Genomic DNA, 17,131 nt, shown 5'->3' on the forward strand with positions numbered 1-17,131 from the left:
TGAACAAGATTAGCAAGCTGCCATGTAGAATTTTCATAGTTGTGTTGCAAAACGAAAATAAACGAACATAAAGATTGATTGTGCGAATGCAGTGCTGATTAATACGCGCAACCAGAATGGATAGGGAATCACAAGCCATGCAAGCGACAGACGATCGGATCAGCGACCTGTTCATCATCGGTGGCGGGATCAACGGATGCGGCATCGCGCGGGATGCGGCGGGCCGGGGTCTGTCTGTCACCTTGGCCGAGATGAATGATCTCGCCTCAGCGACGTCGTCGGCCTCGACCAAACTGTTTCATGGTGGGCTGCGCTATCTGGAGTATTTTGAGATCCGCTTGGTGCGCGAGGCGCTGATCGAGCGTGAGACACTGCTGCGCGCCATGCCTCATATCAGTTGGCCGATGCGCTTTGTGCTGCCCTATTACAAAGACATGCGCTTTGATTCCGAGACGCCGACATCGAAGCTGCTCAGCACTGTCATGCCCTGGATGCGCGGGCGTCGCCCCGCGTGGCTGATCCGTCTGGGTCTGTTCATGTACGACAACCTTGGGGGGCGCAAAATTCTGCCAGGTACGCAGTCTCTGGACCTGCGCAGCGCTCCAGAAGGCGGCCCTTTGCAGGGCAAATTCGAAACAGCCTATGAATACTCCGATTGCTGGATCGAAGACGCGCGGCTGGTGGTTCTCAACGCGCGCGACGCCGAATCCCGTGGCGCGCGGATCATGGTGCGGACCGAAGTTGTCTCGGCCGAACGTGCCGACGAGTTGTGGCATGTCACCATCCGCGACCGGGCGACCGGGGAAAGCCAACTGATCCGGGCGAGAATGCTGATCAATGCAGGCGGTCCGTGGGTAGGGGATATCATCCAGACCAAGATCCGGGTGAACTCACGCGAGGGGGTTCGTCTGGTGCGCGGCAGTCATATCGTGACAAAGAAGCTGTACGATCACGACAAGTGTTACTTCTTCCAAGGCGAAGATGGCCGTATCATCTTTGCCATTCCCTATGAGCAGGATTTTACTCTGATCGGTACGACGGATCAGGACCATTCGGATCCCTCTGAGCCTCCGGTCTGCACCGAGGCCGAACAGACCTACCTGTGCGAGTTCGCAACAAAGTACTTCAAGAAACCGGTGACGCAGGACGATATCGTCTGGACCTATTCCGGCGTACGGCCGCTCTATGATGATGGGGCCAGCAGCGCGACGGCGGCGACGCGGGACTATACCTTGAAGGTCGATGCGCAGGGCGGGGCGCCTGTTTTGAACGTGTTCGGAGGCAAGATCACGACCTACCGTCGTCTGGCGGAAAGCGCGCTTGAGAAAGTCGCCGAGCATTTCCCGAACCTGCCCGGAACCTGGACAGCGGGCGTGTCTTTGCCAGGTGGAGACTTTCCCGTCGATGGCGTGCAGGACCTCAAGCAGGTGTTGATCCAGGACTATCCGTTCCTCACTGAAAAATGGGCCGCCCGTCTGATCCGCGCATATGGGACCGAGGCGCGTGCCGTGTTGGGGGATGTACAAAACGTCGCTGATTTGGGTGAAGACTTCGGCGCGACCCTCACCGCGCGTGAGCTCGAATGGCTGATGGACAAAGAATACGCCCGCAGCGCCGAGGACGTGGTTTGGCGTCGCAACAAGCTGGGGCTGCGATTGAGTGCTGACCAGATCGCGCGCATTGACCAGTGGATGTCAGAGCGGTTCAAAACGGACGACGCAGCTTGAAAACAAAAAGCCCCGCCGATTTGGCGGGGCTTTTTCTTAGGCGGTTTCCTCGGACGGGCCGGGATCATTCTTGCTACCCTTGATCCATTCTCGCAACCCCTGCATCAGGGCGTAGAGGACTGGCACAAGGATCACGCCGACCAATGTGGCGGCCAGCATGCCGCCGAACACGGCGACACCGATGGCCTTCTGGCTCGCCGCCCCCGCGCCATTGGCGGCCAACAGCGGGACAACCCCCAATAGGAAGGACAGCGCCGTCATCATAACGGCCCGGAAACGCTGATATGCGGCCTCGGCGGCCGCGTCCTTGATCGACAGGCCTTTGGCGCGTTGCTCCATCGCGAACTCAACGATCAGAATGCCGTTCTTTGAGGCAAGCCCCACCAGCATGATCATGCCGATCTGCGTGTATAGGTTGATGTCGCTGCCCACGATCGCCACGGCCGCGACCGCACCAAACAGGGCGACAATCACCGACAGCAGGATCGACACTGGCAAGGTCCAGCTTTCATATTGGCCCACCAGGAACAGGTACCCAAACAGGATCGCCAGCCCAAGGATCACGATGACCAGACCGCCCGAGGCCAGCTGCTGCTGCGCCGTACCGGTCCATTCGAACGCGTAGCCGGGGGGCAGAGCGGTGGCCGATTCCTCGGTCATGACAGTGATCGCGTCACCCGTGGACAGGCCCGGCGCGGGCACCGCCGTCACCGTTGCCGATCGGAACAGGTTGTGCCGTTTCAGCAAGACGGGTCCCAACACGTTTTCCACGTCAATCAAAGTGCCCAGCGGAACCATCTCACCCTGTTGCGAGCGGACATAGAGGTTTGAGATATCCTCGACATTGTCGCGATAGGTACCATCAGCCTGAATCATCACGCGGTAGACACGACCGAACAGGTTGAAGTCGTTCACGTAGTAAGACCCCAACTGCGCCTGCATCGTTTGGAAAATCTCGGCGACCGAGACCTGTAGGGTTTTGGCCTTTTCCCGATCCAGATCAACAAAAAGCTGTGGAACGTTGGCGCGGAAGGTTGTGTAGGACTGGCCGATCTCGGGTCGTTGGTTTGCCGCGTAAACGAAGGAGCCAACAGCCGAAGCCAGATCCTGAGGTGTGCCACCACCGGTCTGCTGCACCTCCATCTCCACACCGGCCGACATGCCGAGGCCCTGAATGGGCGGCGGGTTGAAGGCCACGATAGAAGCCGCGGATTCCCCGTTCGCAATCGCAAGCACCTTGGCAAGGATGGCGTCGGCACTCAGGTCTTCTTCCTGCCGGTCGGCCCAGTTTTCGAGGTTGACGAAGATCGCCGCGCCGTTGGTCGTGGTGCCGTTCAGCAGCGAGAAGCCGTTGATCAGAACGGTGCTGGCAACGCCCGGAATTTCGCGGATCTGGTCGTCCACACGGGCCGAGATCGTCTCGGTCCGTTCCAGCGTCGCCGCATCGGGCAGTTGGATATCCACGAACAGATAGCCATTGTCCTCAAGTGGGATAAACCCGCTGGAGGTGTTGGACATGATCGTCCCGGTTCCCATCCCCAAGGCGACTATCACACCCAGCGCGACAATAGGCAGGATCAGCAATTTGCGTACGATGGCGACATAGCCGTTTCGGACGGTTCCGATCAGACCTTCGAACAGCGCCAGCAGTCCTTTGGGCGGACCGGAGCGTGCGCGTAGAACCAGGCCACACAGGGCAGGCGACAAGGTCAGAGCGTTGATGGATGAGATCACAACAGCCGTCGAAATCGTCACGGCAAACTGCGAATACAGCCTGCCAGAGATGCCGGGCATGAAGGTCACCGGCACGAACACGGCCAGCAGAACCAGCGTTGTTGCGATGACGGGGCCGGTGATCTGGCCCATCGCCTTTCGGGTCGCTTCGGCCGGGGGCAGCCCCTCATCCGCGATGATCCGCTCGACGTTTTCTACAACCACGATGGCGTCATCCACCACGATCCCGATGGCCAGAACCAAGGCGAAAAGCGAAATCGTGTTCAGTGACATTCCGAAGGCCAGTAGGAAGGCGAATGTCCCGATCAACGAGACCGGGATCGCCACCGCTGGAATGATCGTCGCTCGCCAACTGCCCAGGAAAACGAACACGACGGAGATCACCAGAATGAAGGTCAGGATCAGCGTCGAAACCACATCGTTCAGCGAGGCTTCGACAAAGTCGGTGGTGTTGAAGGGGACACTGTATTCGACGTCTGTGGGGAAGGACCGGGACAGGCGATCAAGCTCCGCCTGCACCCGCTCGGACACAGCAAGCGCGTTGGCGCCGGGGGCCTGGTAAATGCCGATCACGGTCGCGGGTACCGCATCGAAATAGCCGGAAGCCGAATAGAACTGCGCGCCCAGTTCGACTCGTGCAATATCTCGAACGCGCACTATGGACCCGGCCTCGCCGGTGCGAATGACGATGTCGCCGAACTCGGCGGCCGATGTCAGGCGACCTTTGGTTTTGATCGTGTATTGAAAGGTCTGCCCATCCGGCACAGGAGGCGAGCCGATCGAGCCTGCAGAGACTTCGATATTCTGCTCACGTATGGCATTGATCACATCGCCGGGCGTAATCGACAGAGCAGCCATCTTGTCGGGATCCATCCAGATCCGCATGGCGTATTCCAGATTGGTCAGAACATCCGCCTTACCCACACCCTGAACCCGCGCCAAGGCGTCTTTAAGGTTGATCGAGGCATAATTGGACAGAAACACACTGTCATACGTGCCATTGGGCGAGGTCAGCGTGACCAGCAACAGCATGTTGGTCGACGCCTTCTGCGTCACCACGCCGGAGGATGTCACCTCGGACGGAAGCGACGACATGGCCTGCGCCACGCGGTTCTGCACGTTGACCGACGCGATATCCGGGTCGGTGCCGACCTCAAACGTAATGTTCAACGAATACGAGCCGTTGTCGGACGAGGTTGACGTCATGTATATCATGTCGTCTACGCCGTTTACCTGCGCCTCGATGGGCGCGGCTACGGTGTTTTCAACGGTCTCGGCGTTGGCACCGGTATAGGTGGTCGTGACGCTGACGACCGGAGGGGTAATGTCCGGAAACTGGGCGACTGGCAGAACCATATAGCCGATGCCGCCCATGATCGTAAGGACGAGTGAAATGACAAGCGCCAGCTTCGGCCGGCTGATGAACAGGGCTGAGAACATGCCTTATTCTCCCGGCTGCTCGGACGCGACCACCGCGTCGACCGCCACACCTGGACGCACGCGTTGCAGGCCCTCGACAATCACGCTTTCGCCTTCGCGCAAACCATCCGCGACGATGATGGCCGTGCCTACAGCGTCGCCGGTCGTGATATAGCGCTGCTCGACCATCTGCTGGTCATTGACGACTAATACGAACTCGCCGCGCTGGTCCCGCTGCAATGCGGCCTGAGGGATCAGGACCTGCAGGGTCGGCTCCAGTGCCTCGATCTGCACATTCACGAAGGCACCATCGATGATCAGGCGATCTGTATTGTCAAACTCGGCCCGCACCGTAATGGCGCCGGTCAGCGGATCGATGCGGTTGTCGACAAAGACGATCTCACCGGTTTCATCCAGCTCGGTTCCGTTCGGCAGAATGACATGCACATTGGGGCTTTTGTTGCTTTCCGCCAGAGAGGCAGCACTTTCACCAACCTGTTGAAGAACCGAGGTAAACTGTTTCTCATTCAAGGAAAAGTTTACATATATCGGCGCTTCGCTGACCAAGTTAACCAGCGGTGGGTTCGTGGGGCCAACCACATCGCCTACACTCGTGGTGACCCGGCCTAGGCGACCGGTAAAGGGCGCGTGGATCTCGGTATAGCTGAGGTCCAGCTCAGCTTGTTGAATAGCGGCGTTTGCGGCTTTGACCTCGGCCTCGGCGACCAGTTCGTTGGCACGCGCGATGTCACGTTCTGACTCTGGGGTTGCGTCGCGTCTAAAGAGTTCCTCTTTCCGCGCGAGATCGACCTTGGCCAGCTCCAAATTGGCTTCGGCGCGGTCAAGATCTGCTTTCCGCGCCTCAAGCGTCGCCTCATAGAGGTCCGGTTCGATCTTGAACAGCAGATCGCCCTCGGTCACCAGGGCGCCATCTTCGACCTCCTGACTATCAAGAAATCCGCTGACGCGCGCGACGATGTCGACCTTATTGATGGCTTCTGCACGGCCGATAAAGCTTGCCTCGTCGGTGATCTCTTCGGTGTAGGCTGCGGCGATCGACACTTTTGCGGCGGGCGCTTCACTTTCGTCTTGCGCAAGTGCCGGATAGCCAAAACCGATGCATGACAAAATGACTAGAGGGCGGCACAGTGCGGTGACAGCACCACGAGACCGGTTGCGGGGCTGCTTCAGAGCGACGGACATGTCAAAAGCCTCATACATTTCAAAAAACTGAGCCTATACGCAGCCTTAAAGAGCGACGAGTCGGCAGAACTTGAGGGCAGGATGGCCGTTTTGCAAACATATCTCAAGGTGATTGAAGAGTTGGGATGGTTGGTGGGTTGCGAAAATCCCGTGCAACCAGACCGGTTTACGGAGTGCGTGCTGTTTGAAGGGCCCAAAAGAAAGGGGGCCGTCGAGGCCCCCGTTTCAGAACTTCATGCAGCTTGTGTCAGTCGCCCGTACCCGCAAATTTCTCCTGCCACTCTTCACGGTCCTCGTCGGCGATCTTGGCGAACAGGACATCAGGTACCGAGAACGCATGACCTGCGGGCAGGGCGTTCAGCGCAGCCTCGACATCTTCGGGCCAGCTTGTATCCAGCGTATTCATTGCAGTCAGCATCTTGGCTGAAGCGTCGGGAATAAAGGGCGCGCTCAGAACCGCGTAGAGGCGGATCAGGTTGAGGCCAAGGCGAACTTGCGCTGCCGCCTGTTCGGGGTCTTCCTTAAAGGTCGACCACGGGGCTGCGGATTGCAGATATTCGTTACCGGCCACCCAGATCGCCCGAAGCTCTTGCGCGGATTTGCGGACTTCCATGGCCTCCATGTGGCCTTCGTATGCGCGGACGCGGCGGGTGATGTCGGCGATCAGTTCTTGTTCACGCGCGCCAAAGGTGCCGCCTTCGGGCACGGCTTCGCCAAATTTCGAGCGGCAGAACTTGGTGATCCTGCTGACGAAGTTGCCCAGAACATCCGCAAGGTCTTTGTTCACCGATTGCTGGAAATTCTCCCAGGTGAACTCACTGTCGCTGCTTTCCGGCGCATGACTCAGCAGCCACCAGCGCCAATAGTCGGCGGGCAGAATGGCCAGAGCCTGATCCATGAACACGCCTCGGCCCTGAGAGGTCGAGAACTGACCACCGTCATAGTTCAGATAGTTGAAGGATTTCAGGTGGTCGACCATCTTCCACGGCTCGCCTGAACCCAAAATGGTGGCCGGGAAGCTGAGCGTGTGGAAGGGGACATTGTCCTTGCCCATGAACTGCACGTAGCGCACGTCTTCCGCGCCTTTGTCGGTGCGCCACCAGCGTTCCCAATACGCATCCGTCTTGCCATTCGCGTCGGCCCATTCCTTGGCGCAGGCGATGTATTCGATCGGTGCGTCGAACCAGACATAGAAGACTTTGCCCTCCATACCCGGCCAGTCCTGATCTCCTTTCTTGACCGGAACACCCCAGTCCAGATCGCGGGTGATGCCGCGATCCTGCAGGCCATCTCCGTCGTGCAGCCATTTCTTGGCAATGGATGTGGTCAGAATCGGCCAATCGGTCTTGCTGTCGATCCAGGCATCCAGCTGATCCTTCATCGCGGACTGGCGCAGATACAGGTGCTTGGTTTCGCGCACCTCAAGATCGGTCGAGCCGCTGATCGCGCTTCGCGGCTCGATCAGGTCTGTCGGATCCAACTGCTTGGTGCAGTTCTCGCACTGGTCACCCCGCGCGCGGTCATAGCCGCAATTGGGGCAGGTGCCCTCAATATAACGATCCGGCAGGAACCGGCCATCGGCGTTTGAGTAGACCTGCTTTTCGCTGACCTCACGGATCAGACCGGCCTCATCAAGCTTGCCAGCGAAGTGCTGCGTCAGGTGGCGGTTCTGTTCACTGGAGGAACGACCAAAGTGATCGAAGCTCAGGCCAAATCGTTTGGCGATATCGGCCTGAACCGCGTACATATCGGCGCAGTACTCCGCTACGGGCTTGCCCGCCTTGGCCGCGGCCAGTTCGGCCGGGGTGCCGTGTTCGTCAGTGGCGCAGAGGAACATGACCTCGCTCCCCCGGCCACGCTGGTAACGTGCGTACAGGTCGGCAGGCAATTGCGAGCCGATCAGGTTGCCGAGGTGCTTGATCCCGTTGATGTAGGGGATCGCCGAAGTGATGAGAATCCGAGCCATTTTGCGTGTCCACGTAACTGTCTGCGCGCCCGTCTACCTTATGTCACCGCTCAGCAAAAGCCCGGGTTTGACATGGATGGCACGAAAACCATGGTTGCAGTGGAAAAAGCTCCACGACCAAATTGTCGATTGTATACGGGCAAGGGTAGGCGCTACCATTCAGTTGGCCAATAGATTTCCGGCCTTTTGATTTTATTGCGCGATGTTCTGCGCCTTTTTCATGCGAAAGAGTTTAGATTTCATGGTGTTTGTTTTATGTTCGATTTTGTTCTCCAAATCGCATTCACGCCCTTTACGATGGCGCTTGTACTGCTGTTTGGCCTGTTGGGAGGCGAGGTCATCGCCGCGCTTTTTGGTGGAAGTCTTCTGGCAAGCGAAGGTCTGGTCGAACTAAAGGCCCCCGGTCTGAGTGTTGCGGATTTCGATCTCGATATCGAAGCTGGCGTTGATCTGAGTGCGTTGGAACTGGCCGAGATCGAGGGCGAGGCTCCGGCGGCCTCTGCAACAGGAACTCTGACGCGGTTGGGGATTGGCGATGTGCCGGTCATGATCTGGCTGGTGGTCTTGTTGGGCGGTTTTGCGATGTCTGGGATTGGCGTTCAACTGATCGTCGAGGATCTGTTGGGCTCTGATTGGCCTGTTGGATTGGCCACCATCCCGGCGGGTATTTTTAGCCTTTGGTTTGCGCGCGGTTTCGGCCCGGTTTTCACTCGTTTGTTGACAAAAACCAAAACGGACGGAATGCCTGAACGCGTGCTGGCGCGGCGCAGGGGGGTGGTGACGCAAGGCACCGCCTCGCGCGGACGACCGGCTGAGGTGCGCGTCATGGATCGGTTCGGTAATGCGCATTACGTACAAGCAGAGCCGTTGCAGGACCGGGACACGCTTGAGCAAGGGACGGACGTTCTTGTTCTGCGGGACAAGCTTCTTGACCGGTTTGTGTTGGTCAGACTGTCCGATAAAACAGATTTCCAATCCGTTGAACCATAGCGCCAAGGGTGTCTTGGCGCTGCTACTATTCCTCGCGCGAGCGTTTCAACAAACGCCCAATCGTGAAGGATGTTCTGGGGGCATAGACATAGTTCGTCCGCTCCTCTGGGGTGGGGCGTGAACGCATCCGGGCCAGACCAAAGGCGATCAGACCCAAATGACCAACAGCGACAAAGGCAAACAGGGCGCCCGGGCCGAATTTCTCGATCAGAGTGGAGGAGATGTAGGGCGAGGCAATCGCGCCCAGCGCGTACCAGAACATCAGTGCCGCAGACAGCTCGACCCGTTGTTCAGTGGTGGCAAAGTCGTTGGCATGAGCCGAGGAGACTGAGAAGATCGGGAAGGTGGTGAAACCGAACACCCATGCCGCCAGCATCACCCCGAGCGTCCCAGTGTTGCTGGCCATCATGGTTATTCCACAACTCAGCACCGCAGCGGCAGACAACCAGATCAATACCCAGCGCCGGTCGTATTTGTCCGCAAGCCATCCCATCGGGTATTGCGCCATCGCGCCACCCAGAACAAACGAGGCGAGGAAGAAGGCGATCTGATCTATGCCCAGCCCAACCTCTTGCCCGTAGACGGGGCCGACCATGCGGAACGAGGCAGAACTGAGCGCCGCAACGATCACCCCAGCAACCGCCAGAGGAGAGCTGCGCCAGGCCAGTTTGGGGCGCAGGCGCGGCGCGTCCGGGGTTGCAGGCTGGCTGGCGCGTGTCAGGGTCAGCGGCAGCAAGGAAGCGCAGCACAGGATCGCCAGCAGATTGTACGAGACGTAAGAGGCAGGCGGCAGGACCGCGATGATCAACTGCGCGCACAGCGATGCACCCATATCGGCGATGCGATAGGTGCCCATGGCACGCCCCCTGGTCTCATTCGTGACCTTTGCGTTCAGCCAGGCCTCGATCACCGTGTAGCACCCGGCGACACAGGTGCCAGACGCGATCCTCAGGAACGCCCAGACATAGGGGTTTTCGGTCAGTGTATGGCCAATCAGGCCCATCGCGCCCAGTGCGGTGCAGACGGCAAAGGCGCGGGAATGCCCGACGCTGCCCATCAGGCGCGGTGCCCACCAGCAACCAACAAAGAAACCGATGAAATGCGCCGAGCCCAACAGACCGATTTGTTCGGTGGTGAAGTTCAGGGTGATGCCGGAAATGGCATCGAGCGGCCCAACGCCGCCGGTCGACAGTTGCAGCAGAATGACAGAAAGGAATAGGGCGGCAAAGGAAATGATCGTGCGCATGATGGGTCCACCTTGGCGAGGCTTTCAGACAATGCGCGCAGCTATTCGACGTCAAGGAGTCGTTTTTGAACTTTCGCCTTTGGTCAGAGGCGGCTGATCTCGGCTCGAATGTCCAGTGTGACGGTGTCATTCACCAGATCAGGATAGCCCGAGGCTCCAAAGTCGTGCCGGTTCAGTGCTCCCTTTAGGCTAATCGACAGGCGATCCAGATCACCCGCCGCTGTGCCTGGCGGCCGGTAGAGGCTGGCTTGCAAAGTGATCGGACGCGTCACTCCCCGAACTGCCAGGTCCCCGGTGATACGGGCCCCGCCCGAGATGCGCCCATCCTGCCCAAGCTCGATCCCGGTTGAGACGAAGGTGATGGTCGGATGGCTTTCGGCGTCCAGAACACTGGGGCTGAGCATCGGCGCGCGCGCGAAGGGCAGTCGGGTCTTGGCTTTGCTCACGTCCAATGCCACCTGCACCCGGCTGTTTTGCAGGCGGGTCGTATCCACTTGAACATCCGCTGTCCGGATCGGCATGGTACCGCTTTGCGCGACGCCGGACAGATCGAAGCTGAAACCAACCTTCGTATCGCTTTCCGACAGGGCATAGGGGCTGAGCGCTGCATGCAGCGTTTGGGCGAAGGGTAGGGTCGCCAGCCCTGCAAGAATGGCACGTCGGTTCAAATCTCTCATGACCGGACGCTAGGGCGCGCGGCCCCTTGGACCAACAAAAAAATGCGTGATCAGCTGCGCTCAGTCCACGGCAGCGATCTGGTCAAGCTGCAACCCGGCGCGCGGTTTGATCTGCGTGGCCGTCCAACTGACCGGAGGTAGGGCGCGGGCGCGGCGGCGGGTCAGGGTCCAGCGGCGCGCCTCGCCCTGATGCGCGGCGGCCATGTGCCAGCGGGTTTCGATCCCTTGCGCACCTCCATCTCCGGGCGTTAGCAGCAGGCCCAGCGGGGCCCGTCCCATGGTGCCGCCCTGTTCGGCGGCCAGATGCATCCGGCGTACGGGCGTCAGCCCCGGCGCGCCGGGCAGATCACCAACGATTAACGGGATGGCTCCGCTGCGCAGCGCTTCTTCCATGCACCACAGCAGGTCCTCGGCGCGGGTGGGACGGACAAAGATGAATCGGGCGGGATCAGCAAAGGGCATTATCCCGTCGGGGTTCAACTGCCCGGGCTCCCACGCTGGGGAAATCCATAGGACCGGCCCTTGCATCTGACCGGCCAGCCACATTGCAAAGCTGCGCCGCGCGGGGCCGCAGCCTTCATGCACGCGCCCCAGTTGCAGGGTGATCCCATCCTGTAGAGTTACCCCCGGCGCGGCGCGCGCGGGCTTTTGACCAAGAAGCTGAACAGACATGAGTAACTCATATCATGTTCTTATTTTGTTCTCAAGCACTACACATGCCTAGCGCGACAGGATCATACGTCCATCGGTGAACTGGATATTCGAAAAACGATGCAGGTAGTCCATGCCCAGAAGCGACTTGTGCAACTCACCTTCGTTGATCCAGGCCGAGACATTCTGGTCGGTGATTGGCCCCACCGTCAGCGTGTCCAGCCGCACCGGAGCGGTCCGAACCTCGCCATTGGCGGTAAGGGCACGGCCAAAGTAGTTCAACTGGTTCGGGTCGATCCCCGCGCGTCTGGCGTCTTTGTCACTGAGAACAATCTGGCTTGCTCCGGTATCGACCAGAAAGGTGATTGGTTCTCCGTTCACTTGAACCGGCAGATAGTAGTGCCCGTCCGCCGAGCGGGGCACCTGGATAGACTCACCTGTCACCGTCATCTGCGGAGCGGGGCCGACCGTTGTGCGGATATCCTCCCACAGGCCAACCACGGCCACAACGCCTACAAAGATGAACACCCAGGCCATGACCTGCTGCAGGGTTTTGTTCAGCGATTGGCGGTTCTGCGCCAGGAACCAGAACACAACGGCTGTGCCCAGCACGCTGAGGTAGACCAAACGCACTACATTGTCGGTGTCCATGCCCAATTCCTTACTCGCTACACAGCAGTATATGGGGGGTCAGGACGCAAATCCAAAGGCCTTGAGGCCATCCAGAATGAACTGAACCGACAAAGCCGCCAGCAACATACCCAGCAGCCGGGTCAGGACGTTCAGCCCGGTCTTGCCCAGAATGCGGCCGATCAACCCGCCAGCCAGAAAGAAGATCAGGACAACAGACATCACCGCCAGCATGACGATGCAAGCCTCGACAATGCCCAGCACGCCGGGATGCTGACCGGCCAGCAGGATGATCGTCGCGATCGAACCCGGCCCCGCGATCAGCGGAATGGCCAGAGGGAACACGGACGGGTCGGGATGTTCCTCTTCCTCGGCCCGGTCTTCGCGGCGTTTGGTGCGGCGGTCGAACAGCATGTCCAGCGCGGTCAGAAACAGCAAAGCTCCGCCTGCGACGCGGAAGGCGGCCATCGAGATCCCGACAAAACCCAGCAGCGCCTCGCCAAAAGCGGCAAAGGCGATCAGGATGAAGACGGCGGTTAGGCAGCTACGAAAGGCAGTTTTGCGCCGAGTCTTCGCATCCATGTCCTGCGTCAGTGCTACGAAAATCGGCGTGGTGCCAAACGGGTCGATCACCACGAACAAGGTGGTGAAAGCGGTAATGAAAAAGGCCAGATCCATCATGCGGCATTCTCGGCTTGTTCAAGGCGTTCCGCTGCGGCCACCCATAGGGCTTCGGCTTTTTTCATGGCTTCCGAGACCTCGGCGAATTTGCGGTTCCAGGTCTCAAGATCGTTGATCCTGTCATCCTCGTACAGCGCCGGATCCGCCAGCTTGGCCGAGAGTTTCTCATGCATATCCGTCAGCTTTTCGATCCGGTCCTCGCATTTGCGCAGATCGGCGCGCAGGGCCAGCATCGCCTCGCGTGAGGGGCGCTTAGGCTTCGTAACCTGCGGCTTTGCTTTCACCGGTTTGTCCCGGGCAAGCAGCATCGCGCGATAGGCCTCGAGGTCGTCGTCGAACGGCTTGACCGTCCCGTCCGAGACCAGCCACAATCGATCTGCTACCAGAGACAGCAGGTGCATGTCGTGGCTGACCAGCACAACCGCACCGGAATAGGCGGTCAGCGCCTCAACCAGCGCCTCGCGGCTTTCGATATCGAGGTGGTTGGTCGGTTCGTCGAGGATCAGCATATGCGGCGCGTCAATCGTAGCGAGCAGCAGCGACAGGCGGGCTTTTTGCCCACCGGACAAGCGCCCAACCTCTGTCTCGGCCTGATCGGCGTTCAGGCCAAACCCGGCCAGTCGCGCGCGCCATTTGCCCGGCGCTTCTTCCGGGCGCAGGCGGCGCAGGTGGTCCAGAGGGGTCTCGTCCACATAAAGCTCATCGACCTGATGCTGTGCGAAGTAACCGATCCGCAGCTTGTTGCTGCGGGCCATTTTGCCGGCCATCAGGGGCAGGCGATCGGACAGCAGCTTGGACAGGGTCGATTTACCCTGACCATTCTTACCCAGCAGCGCGATCCGGTCGTCCTGATCAATGCGCAGGTTTAATCGTCGCAAAACCTCGGTCTCGCCATAGCCGGTTACACCACCTTCAATCTGGATGATGGGCGGCGACAGTTCCTCGGGCTCGGGGAAGGAAAACGCGCGCAAAGCTGCCTCTTGCGGGGTAGAGACCAGTTGGATGCGTTCAATCATTTTCAGGCGGGATTGGGCCTGAACAGCTTTGGACGCTTTGTAGCGGAAGCGGTCCACAAAGCTTTGGAGATGAGCTATACGAGCTTTGGCTTTGGCGTTCTCGGACTCCGCCTGCGCCAGACGTTCCGCTCGGCGTTCGGCGAACTTGTCATAAGGAACCGCGTAATAGGTGAGCTTGCGATCTTCCAGATGCAGGATCGAACCTACGGCCCGGTTCAACAGCCCGCGATCGTGGCTGATGATGATGACCGTATGCGGATATTTCGCCAGATAGCTCTCCAGCCACAGCGCGCCTTCGAGGTCGAGATAGTTGGTCGGTTCATCCAACAGCAGCAGGTCGGGCTGCGAAAACAGTACCGCCGCCAGCGCCACGCGCATCCGCCAACCGCCCGAGAAATCCGAGCAGGGGCGCAGTTGGTCGTCGTCATCAAAGCCCAGACCTTTGAGGATCGAGGCCGCACGCGCTTCGGCCGACCAGGCGTCGATGTCAGCCAATCGGGTCTGGATCTCGGCAATGCGAGCGGGGTCTTCGGCGCTTTCAGCCTCAGCCATCAGAGCGCTGCGCTCGGTATCGGCGGCCAGAACGGTATTGATCAGCGACACGTCGGACGAGGGCACCTCTTGCGCAACACCGCCAATCCGGGCGCGTTTCGGGACCGCGATATTGCCCGATTCCAACGCCAGCTCCCCCCGGATCAGGCGGAAGAGGGTGGTCTTACCGGTGCCATTGCGGCCCACAAGGCCAACTTTGTGGCCATCAGGGATGGTTGCGCTGGCCCCGTCGAACAGGGGACGGCCTTCAACGGCGTAAGTGATGTCTTCGATCCGTAACATGACGCGCTATTAGCAGAGCCGTGTTGCCGCCGCCAGCGGCTAAGCATGTTCAACTGACCAGCGATGTGTTAGCGCTTTCTCGTTTGCCAATTTGAAACGGTTTTGACCATGCGCGCCGCCCAGACGCCTCCAACTTTGATCACGCTGATCTTTGCTACGGCGCTGTCGGTTCTTTCGCTGAATATGTTCCTGCCTTCGCTGGCGCATATGAGCGAGGATTTCGCGGTCGACTATGGCCTCGTGAACCTGTCCGTCGCGGGATATCTGGCGGTTTCAGCCATACTTCAGTTGATCATGGGGCCGCTGTCGGACCGTTATGGACGCAGACCTGTGCTGTTGATCTGCATGACGATCTTTGTTTGCGCTTCAATCGGTTGCGTCCTCGCCGAGTCGATCTGGCTATTCCTTGGCTTCCGCCTGTTGCAAGCCGCTGTAGTAGCGGGCTCAGTCTTGTCCAGCGCGTCGATCCGGGATCGATATCCGCCGAATGAGGCCGCCAGCAAACTTGGCTATGTCGCTATGGCGATGGCCTTGGCGCCGATGCTCGGGCCGATGCTGGGCGGGGCGCTCGATATGCTTTTCGGGTGGCGGGCAGGCTTCGTTTTGTATTCGCTGTTGGGGGCTGGACTGTTGACTTTGCTTTGGTTCGACATGGGCGAGACCAACATCAATCGTTCCTCAACTTTTGCTGCACAGCTGAGAGAATACCCGCACTTGTTCCGCGCCCGCAGGTTCTGGGGCTATGCCCTTTGCGCGGCGTTCTCAATTGGGGGGTTCTACAGCTTTATCACCGGTGCGCCCTTAGTGGCTGCAGCGTGGTTCGATCTGAGCCCCGCGATGCTGGGTCTAGGCATTGGCATCATCACCGGCGGCTTCATGGTGGGCAATTTCATCACCGGGCGCATTGCTGCACGGACCCGGCTGACCACGATGATCCTGATTGGGCGGATCGTAGCCTCGACTGGCCCCTTCCTTGGGTTGCTATTGTTTTTGGGCCAGTTGGGCTCGGTTTGGGTATTCTTCGGCTCGGCTATATGCGTAGGGTTTGGCAACGGCTTGACCAACGCCAACGCCTCGGCTGGCGTTATGTCAGTGCGTCCCAAACTGGCGGGTAGCGCCGCAGGTCTTTCGGGCGCGATGATCGTGGCGTTGGGGGCAGTTCTGACGTCTATGACCGGAGCATTCGTCAACGCCGAAAACGGCCCGTATCTGGTTCTGGGCATGATGAGTGGCAGCAGTTTCATCGGCCTGCTTGCGGTGCTCTATGTCCGCCGTGTCGACCGTCTAGAGCCTTTGCCTGACACAATCTGAACCGCAAAGCGCGGGGCAAGGCATCATAAGACTTTCCATGAGCCACAGACCATGTTAGGCGGCGCGCGATGGATTTCGGCGCACACCCCGCGCCACATTGTAAGGAGAGGCCGATATGGCACTGGAACGCACATTCTCGATCATCAAACCCGATGCAACCCGCCGCAACCTGACTGGCAAAATCAACGCCAAGTTCGAAGAAGCTGGCCTGCGCATCGTTGCGCAAAAGCGCATCCACATGACCAAAGAACAAGCCGGCAAGTTCTACGAAGTCCACGCCGAGCGTCCGTTCTATGACGAACTGTGCGAATTCATGTCGTCGGCTCCGGTCGTTGTTCAGGTTCTGGAAGGCGAAGGCGCCATTGCAAAGAACCGTGAAGTCATGGGCGCAACCAACCCTGCAGACGCAGCGGCCGGCACAATCCGCGCCGAGTTCGCGGAATCGGTTGGCGAAAACTCGGTCCACGGTTCGGACGCTCCGGAAACCGCCGCGGTTGAGATTGCCTACTTCTTCTCGGGCATCGAACTGGTCGGCTAAGCCGCCGCTTTGGTGAACAGATTGGGCCGCTCCTGATTGGGGCGGCCTTTTTCGTTTCAGATCTGCTTCAGATCGTGGGCTGCAACCCGCACTCCGATGGCATCCAGGTCCGAGACCATTTGGCTTTCCGGGGCCGCCTTAGTGCCGGATTTGATCGTGTCAAACCGTTGTCTTAATGCCTTTTTTTCCTCGCCCTTGCAGTCGTTCCAAGGGCGACCCTGCAGCCCCATCACCAGCACATAGTAGCCGATGAAATGCGGTCTTGTGCCTGCTGCCAACAGCTTGGCATAGGCGGCATCGGCGCCCAGTTCGCGCAGCTCCTGCGCCGAATGGATGCCCGCGCGGGTGCAGGCCTGTTCGAAGGCGGGGCCGAGGTTTCGGATGGAGGAGATCGGATCAGACATGTCTTGGTTTTAGCCGGACGGTTTTGACCTGTCACCCGCACAAATCCCCGGTTTGGTTGATCTTGTTCTTGATGCAGGGCGCGATTCACGGTCTCATGACGATA

14 protein-coding genes are annotated in these 17,131 nt (G+C 59.3%); 4 read left to right on the top strand and 10 right to left on the bottom strand.

All coding sequences use genetic code 11. From position 1 onward, the window contains the following. Nucleotides 1-137: 137 nt before the first annotated feature. Nucleotides 138-1,727, top strand: a complete 1,590-nt coding sequence (gene glpD / locus ACR3FB_RS07260; protein WP_480565422.1) for a glycerol-3-phosphate dehydrogenase — start codon at nucleotides 138-140, stop codon at nucleotides 1,725-1,727. Nucleotides 1,728-1,763: 36 nt separating this feature from the next. Here the strand turns inward: glpD and ACR3FB_RS07265 are convergent, their stop codons facing one another. The 3 genes from ACR3FB_RS07265 to metG form a co-directional block, all read right to left on the bottom strand. Beyond that, nucleotides 1,764-4,901 (bottom strand): efflux RND transporter permease subunit, encoded by a 3,138-nt coding sequence (locus tag ACR3FB_RS07265; RefSeq protein WP_480565424.1) that lies wholly within the window; start codon nucleotides 4,899-4,901, stop codon nucleotides 1,764-1,766. A 3-nt stretch (nucleotides 4,902-4,904) separates the two neighbouring features. Beyond that, entirely contained in the window at nucleotides 4,905-6,083 is a 1,179-nt protein-coding gene (locus tag ACR3FB_RS07270) for an efflux RND transporter periplasmic adaptor subunit (protein ID WP_480565426.1), read from the bottom strand. Nucleotides 6,084-6,330: 247 nt separating this feature from the next. After that, nucleotides 6,331-8,049 carry a methionine--tRNA ligase gene (gene metG / locus ACR3FB_RS07275; protein ID WP_480565428.1) on the bottom strand — a complete coding sequence of 573 codons (1,719 nt, stop codon included), beginning with the start codon at nucleotides 8,047-8,049 and terminating at the stop codon, nucleotides 6,331-6,333. Nucleotides 8,050-8,304: 255 nt separating this feature from the next. Here metG and ACR3FB_RS07280 point away from each other — a divergent pair, with 255 nt between their 5' ends. After that, nucleotides 8,305-9,039, top strand: a complete 735-nt coding sequence (locus ACR3FB_RS07280; protein WP_480565430.1) for an OB-fold-containig protein — start codon at nucleotides 8,305-8,307, stop codon at nucleotides 9,037-9,039. 25 nt (nucleotides 9,040-9,064) lie between these two features. Here the strand turns inward: ACR3FB_RS07280 and ACR3FB_RS07285 are convergent, their stop codons facing one another. From ACR3FB_RS07285 to ACR3FB_RS07310, 6 genes are all read right to left on the bottom strand, one after another. Continuing rightward, complete coding sequence (locus ACR3FB_RS07285) at nucleotides 9,065-10,285, bottom strand: MFS transporter (RefSeq protein WP_170660363.1); 1,221 nt, start codon at nucleotides 10,283-10,285, stop codon at nucleotides 9,065-9,067. 83 nt (nucleotides 10,286-10,368) lie between these two features. Beyond that, nucleotides 10,369-10,962 carry a YceI family protein gene (locus ACR3FB_RS07290; protein WP_480565432.1) on the bottom strand — a complete coding sequence of 198 codons (594 nt, stop codon included), beginning with the start codon at nucleotides 10,960-10,962 and terminating at the stop codon, nucleotides 10,369-10,371. Between the two features lie 60 nt (nucleotides 10,963-11,022). After that, nucleotides 11,023-11,634: an ImuA family protein gene (locus ACR3FB_RS07295; RefSeq protein ID WP_170665279.1), complete on the bottom strand. Its 612-nt coding sequence runs from the start codon at nucleotides 11,632-11,634 to the stop codon at nucleotides 11,023-11,025. 48 nt (nucleotides 11,635-11,682) lie between these two features. After that, entirely contained in the window at nucleotides 11,683-12,264 is a 582-nt protein-coding gene (locus ACR3FB_RS07300; protein WP_480565434.1) for a retropepsin-like aspartic protease family protein, read from the bottom strand. A 39-nt stretch (nucleotides 12,265-12,303) separates the two neighbouring features. Further along, nucleotides 12,304-12,924 carry a MarC family protein gene (locus ACR3FB_RS07305; RefSeq protein WP_170469775.1) on the bottom strand — a complete coding sequence of 207 codons (621 nt, stop codon included), beginning with the start codon at nucleotides 12,922-12,924 and terminating at the stop codon, nucleotides 12,304-12,306. Then, nucleotides 12,921-14,774, bottom strand: coding sequence for an ABC-F family ATP-binding cassette domain-containing protein (locus ACR3FB_RS07310; protein WP_480565436.1), 1,854 nt, complete (start codon nucleotides 14,772-14,774; stop codon nucleotides 12,921-12,923). Before ACR3FB_RS07310 ends, ACR3FB_RS07305 begins: the two co-directional genes overlap by 4 nt. Nucleotides 14,775-14,882: 108 nt before the next feature. Between ACR3FB_RS07310 and ACR3FB_RS07315 the strand changes: the two genes are divergently transcribed. Both ACR3FB_RS07315 and ndk read left to right on the top strand, forming a co-directional pair. Continuing rightward, nucleotides 14,883-16,085: a multidrug effflux MFS transporter gene (locus tag ACR3FB_RS07315; protein ID WP_480565438.1), complete on the top strand. Its 1,203-nt coding sequence runs from the start codon at nucleotides 14,883-14,885 to the stop codon at nucleotides 16,083-16,085. A gap of 115 nt (nucleotides 16,086-16,200) precedes the next feature. Next, the gene (ndk, locus tag ACR3FB_RS07320) at nucleotides 16,201-16,623 is read left to right on the top strand and encodes a nucleoside-diphosphate kinase (protein ID WP_155143779.1); all 423 of its coding nucleotides are present in this window, start codon (nucleotides 16,201-16,203) and stop codon (nucleotides 16,621-16,623) included. A gap of 56 nt (nucleotides 16,624-16,679) precedes the next feature. Here ndk and ACR3FB_RS07325 read toward each other — a convergent pair whose 3' ends face one another. Further along, nucleotides 16,680-17,027, bottom strand: a complete 348-nt coding sequence (locus tag ACR3FB_RS07325; RefSeq protein ID WP_480565440.1) for a TfoX/Sxy family protein — start codon at nucleotides 17,025-17,027, stop codon at nucleotides 16,680-16,682. Between the last annotated feature and the right edge of the window lie 104 nt (nucleotides 17,028-17,131).

This window comes from Ruegeria sp. AO1 (genome assembly GCF_056535985.1).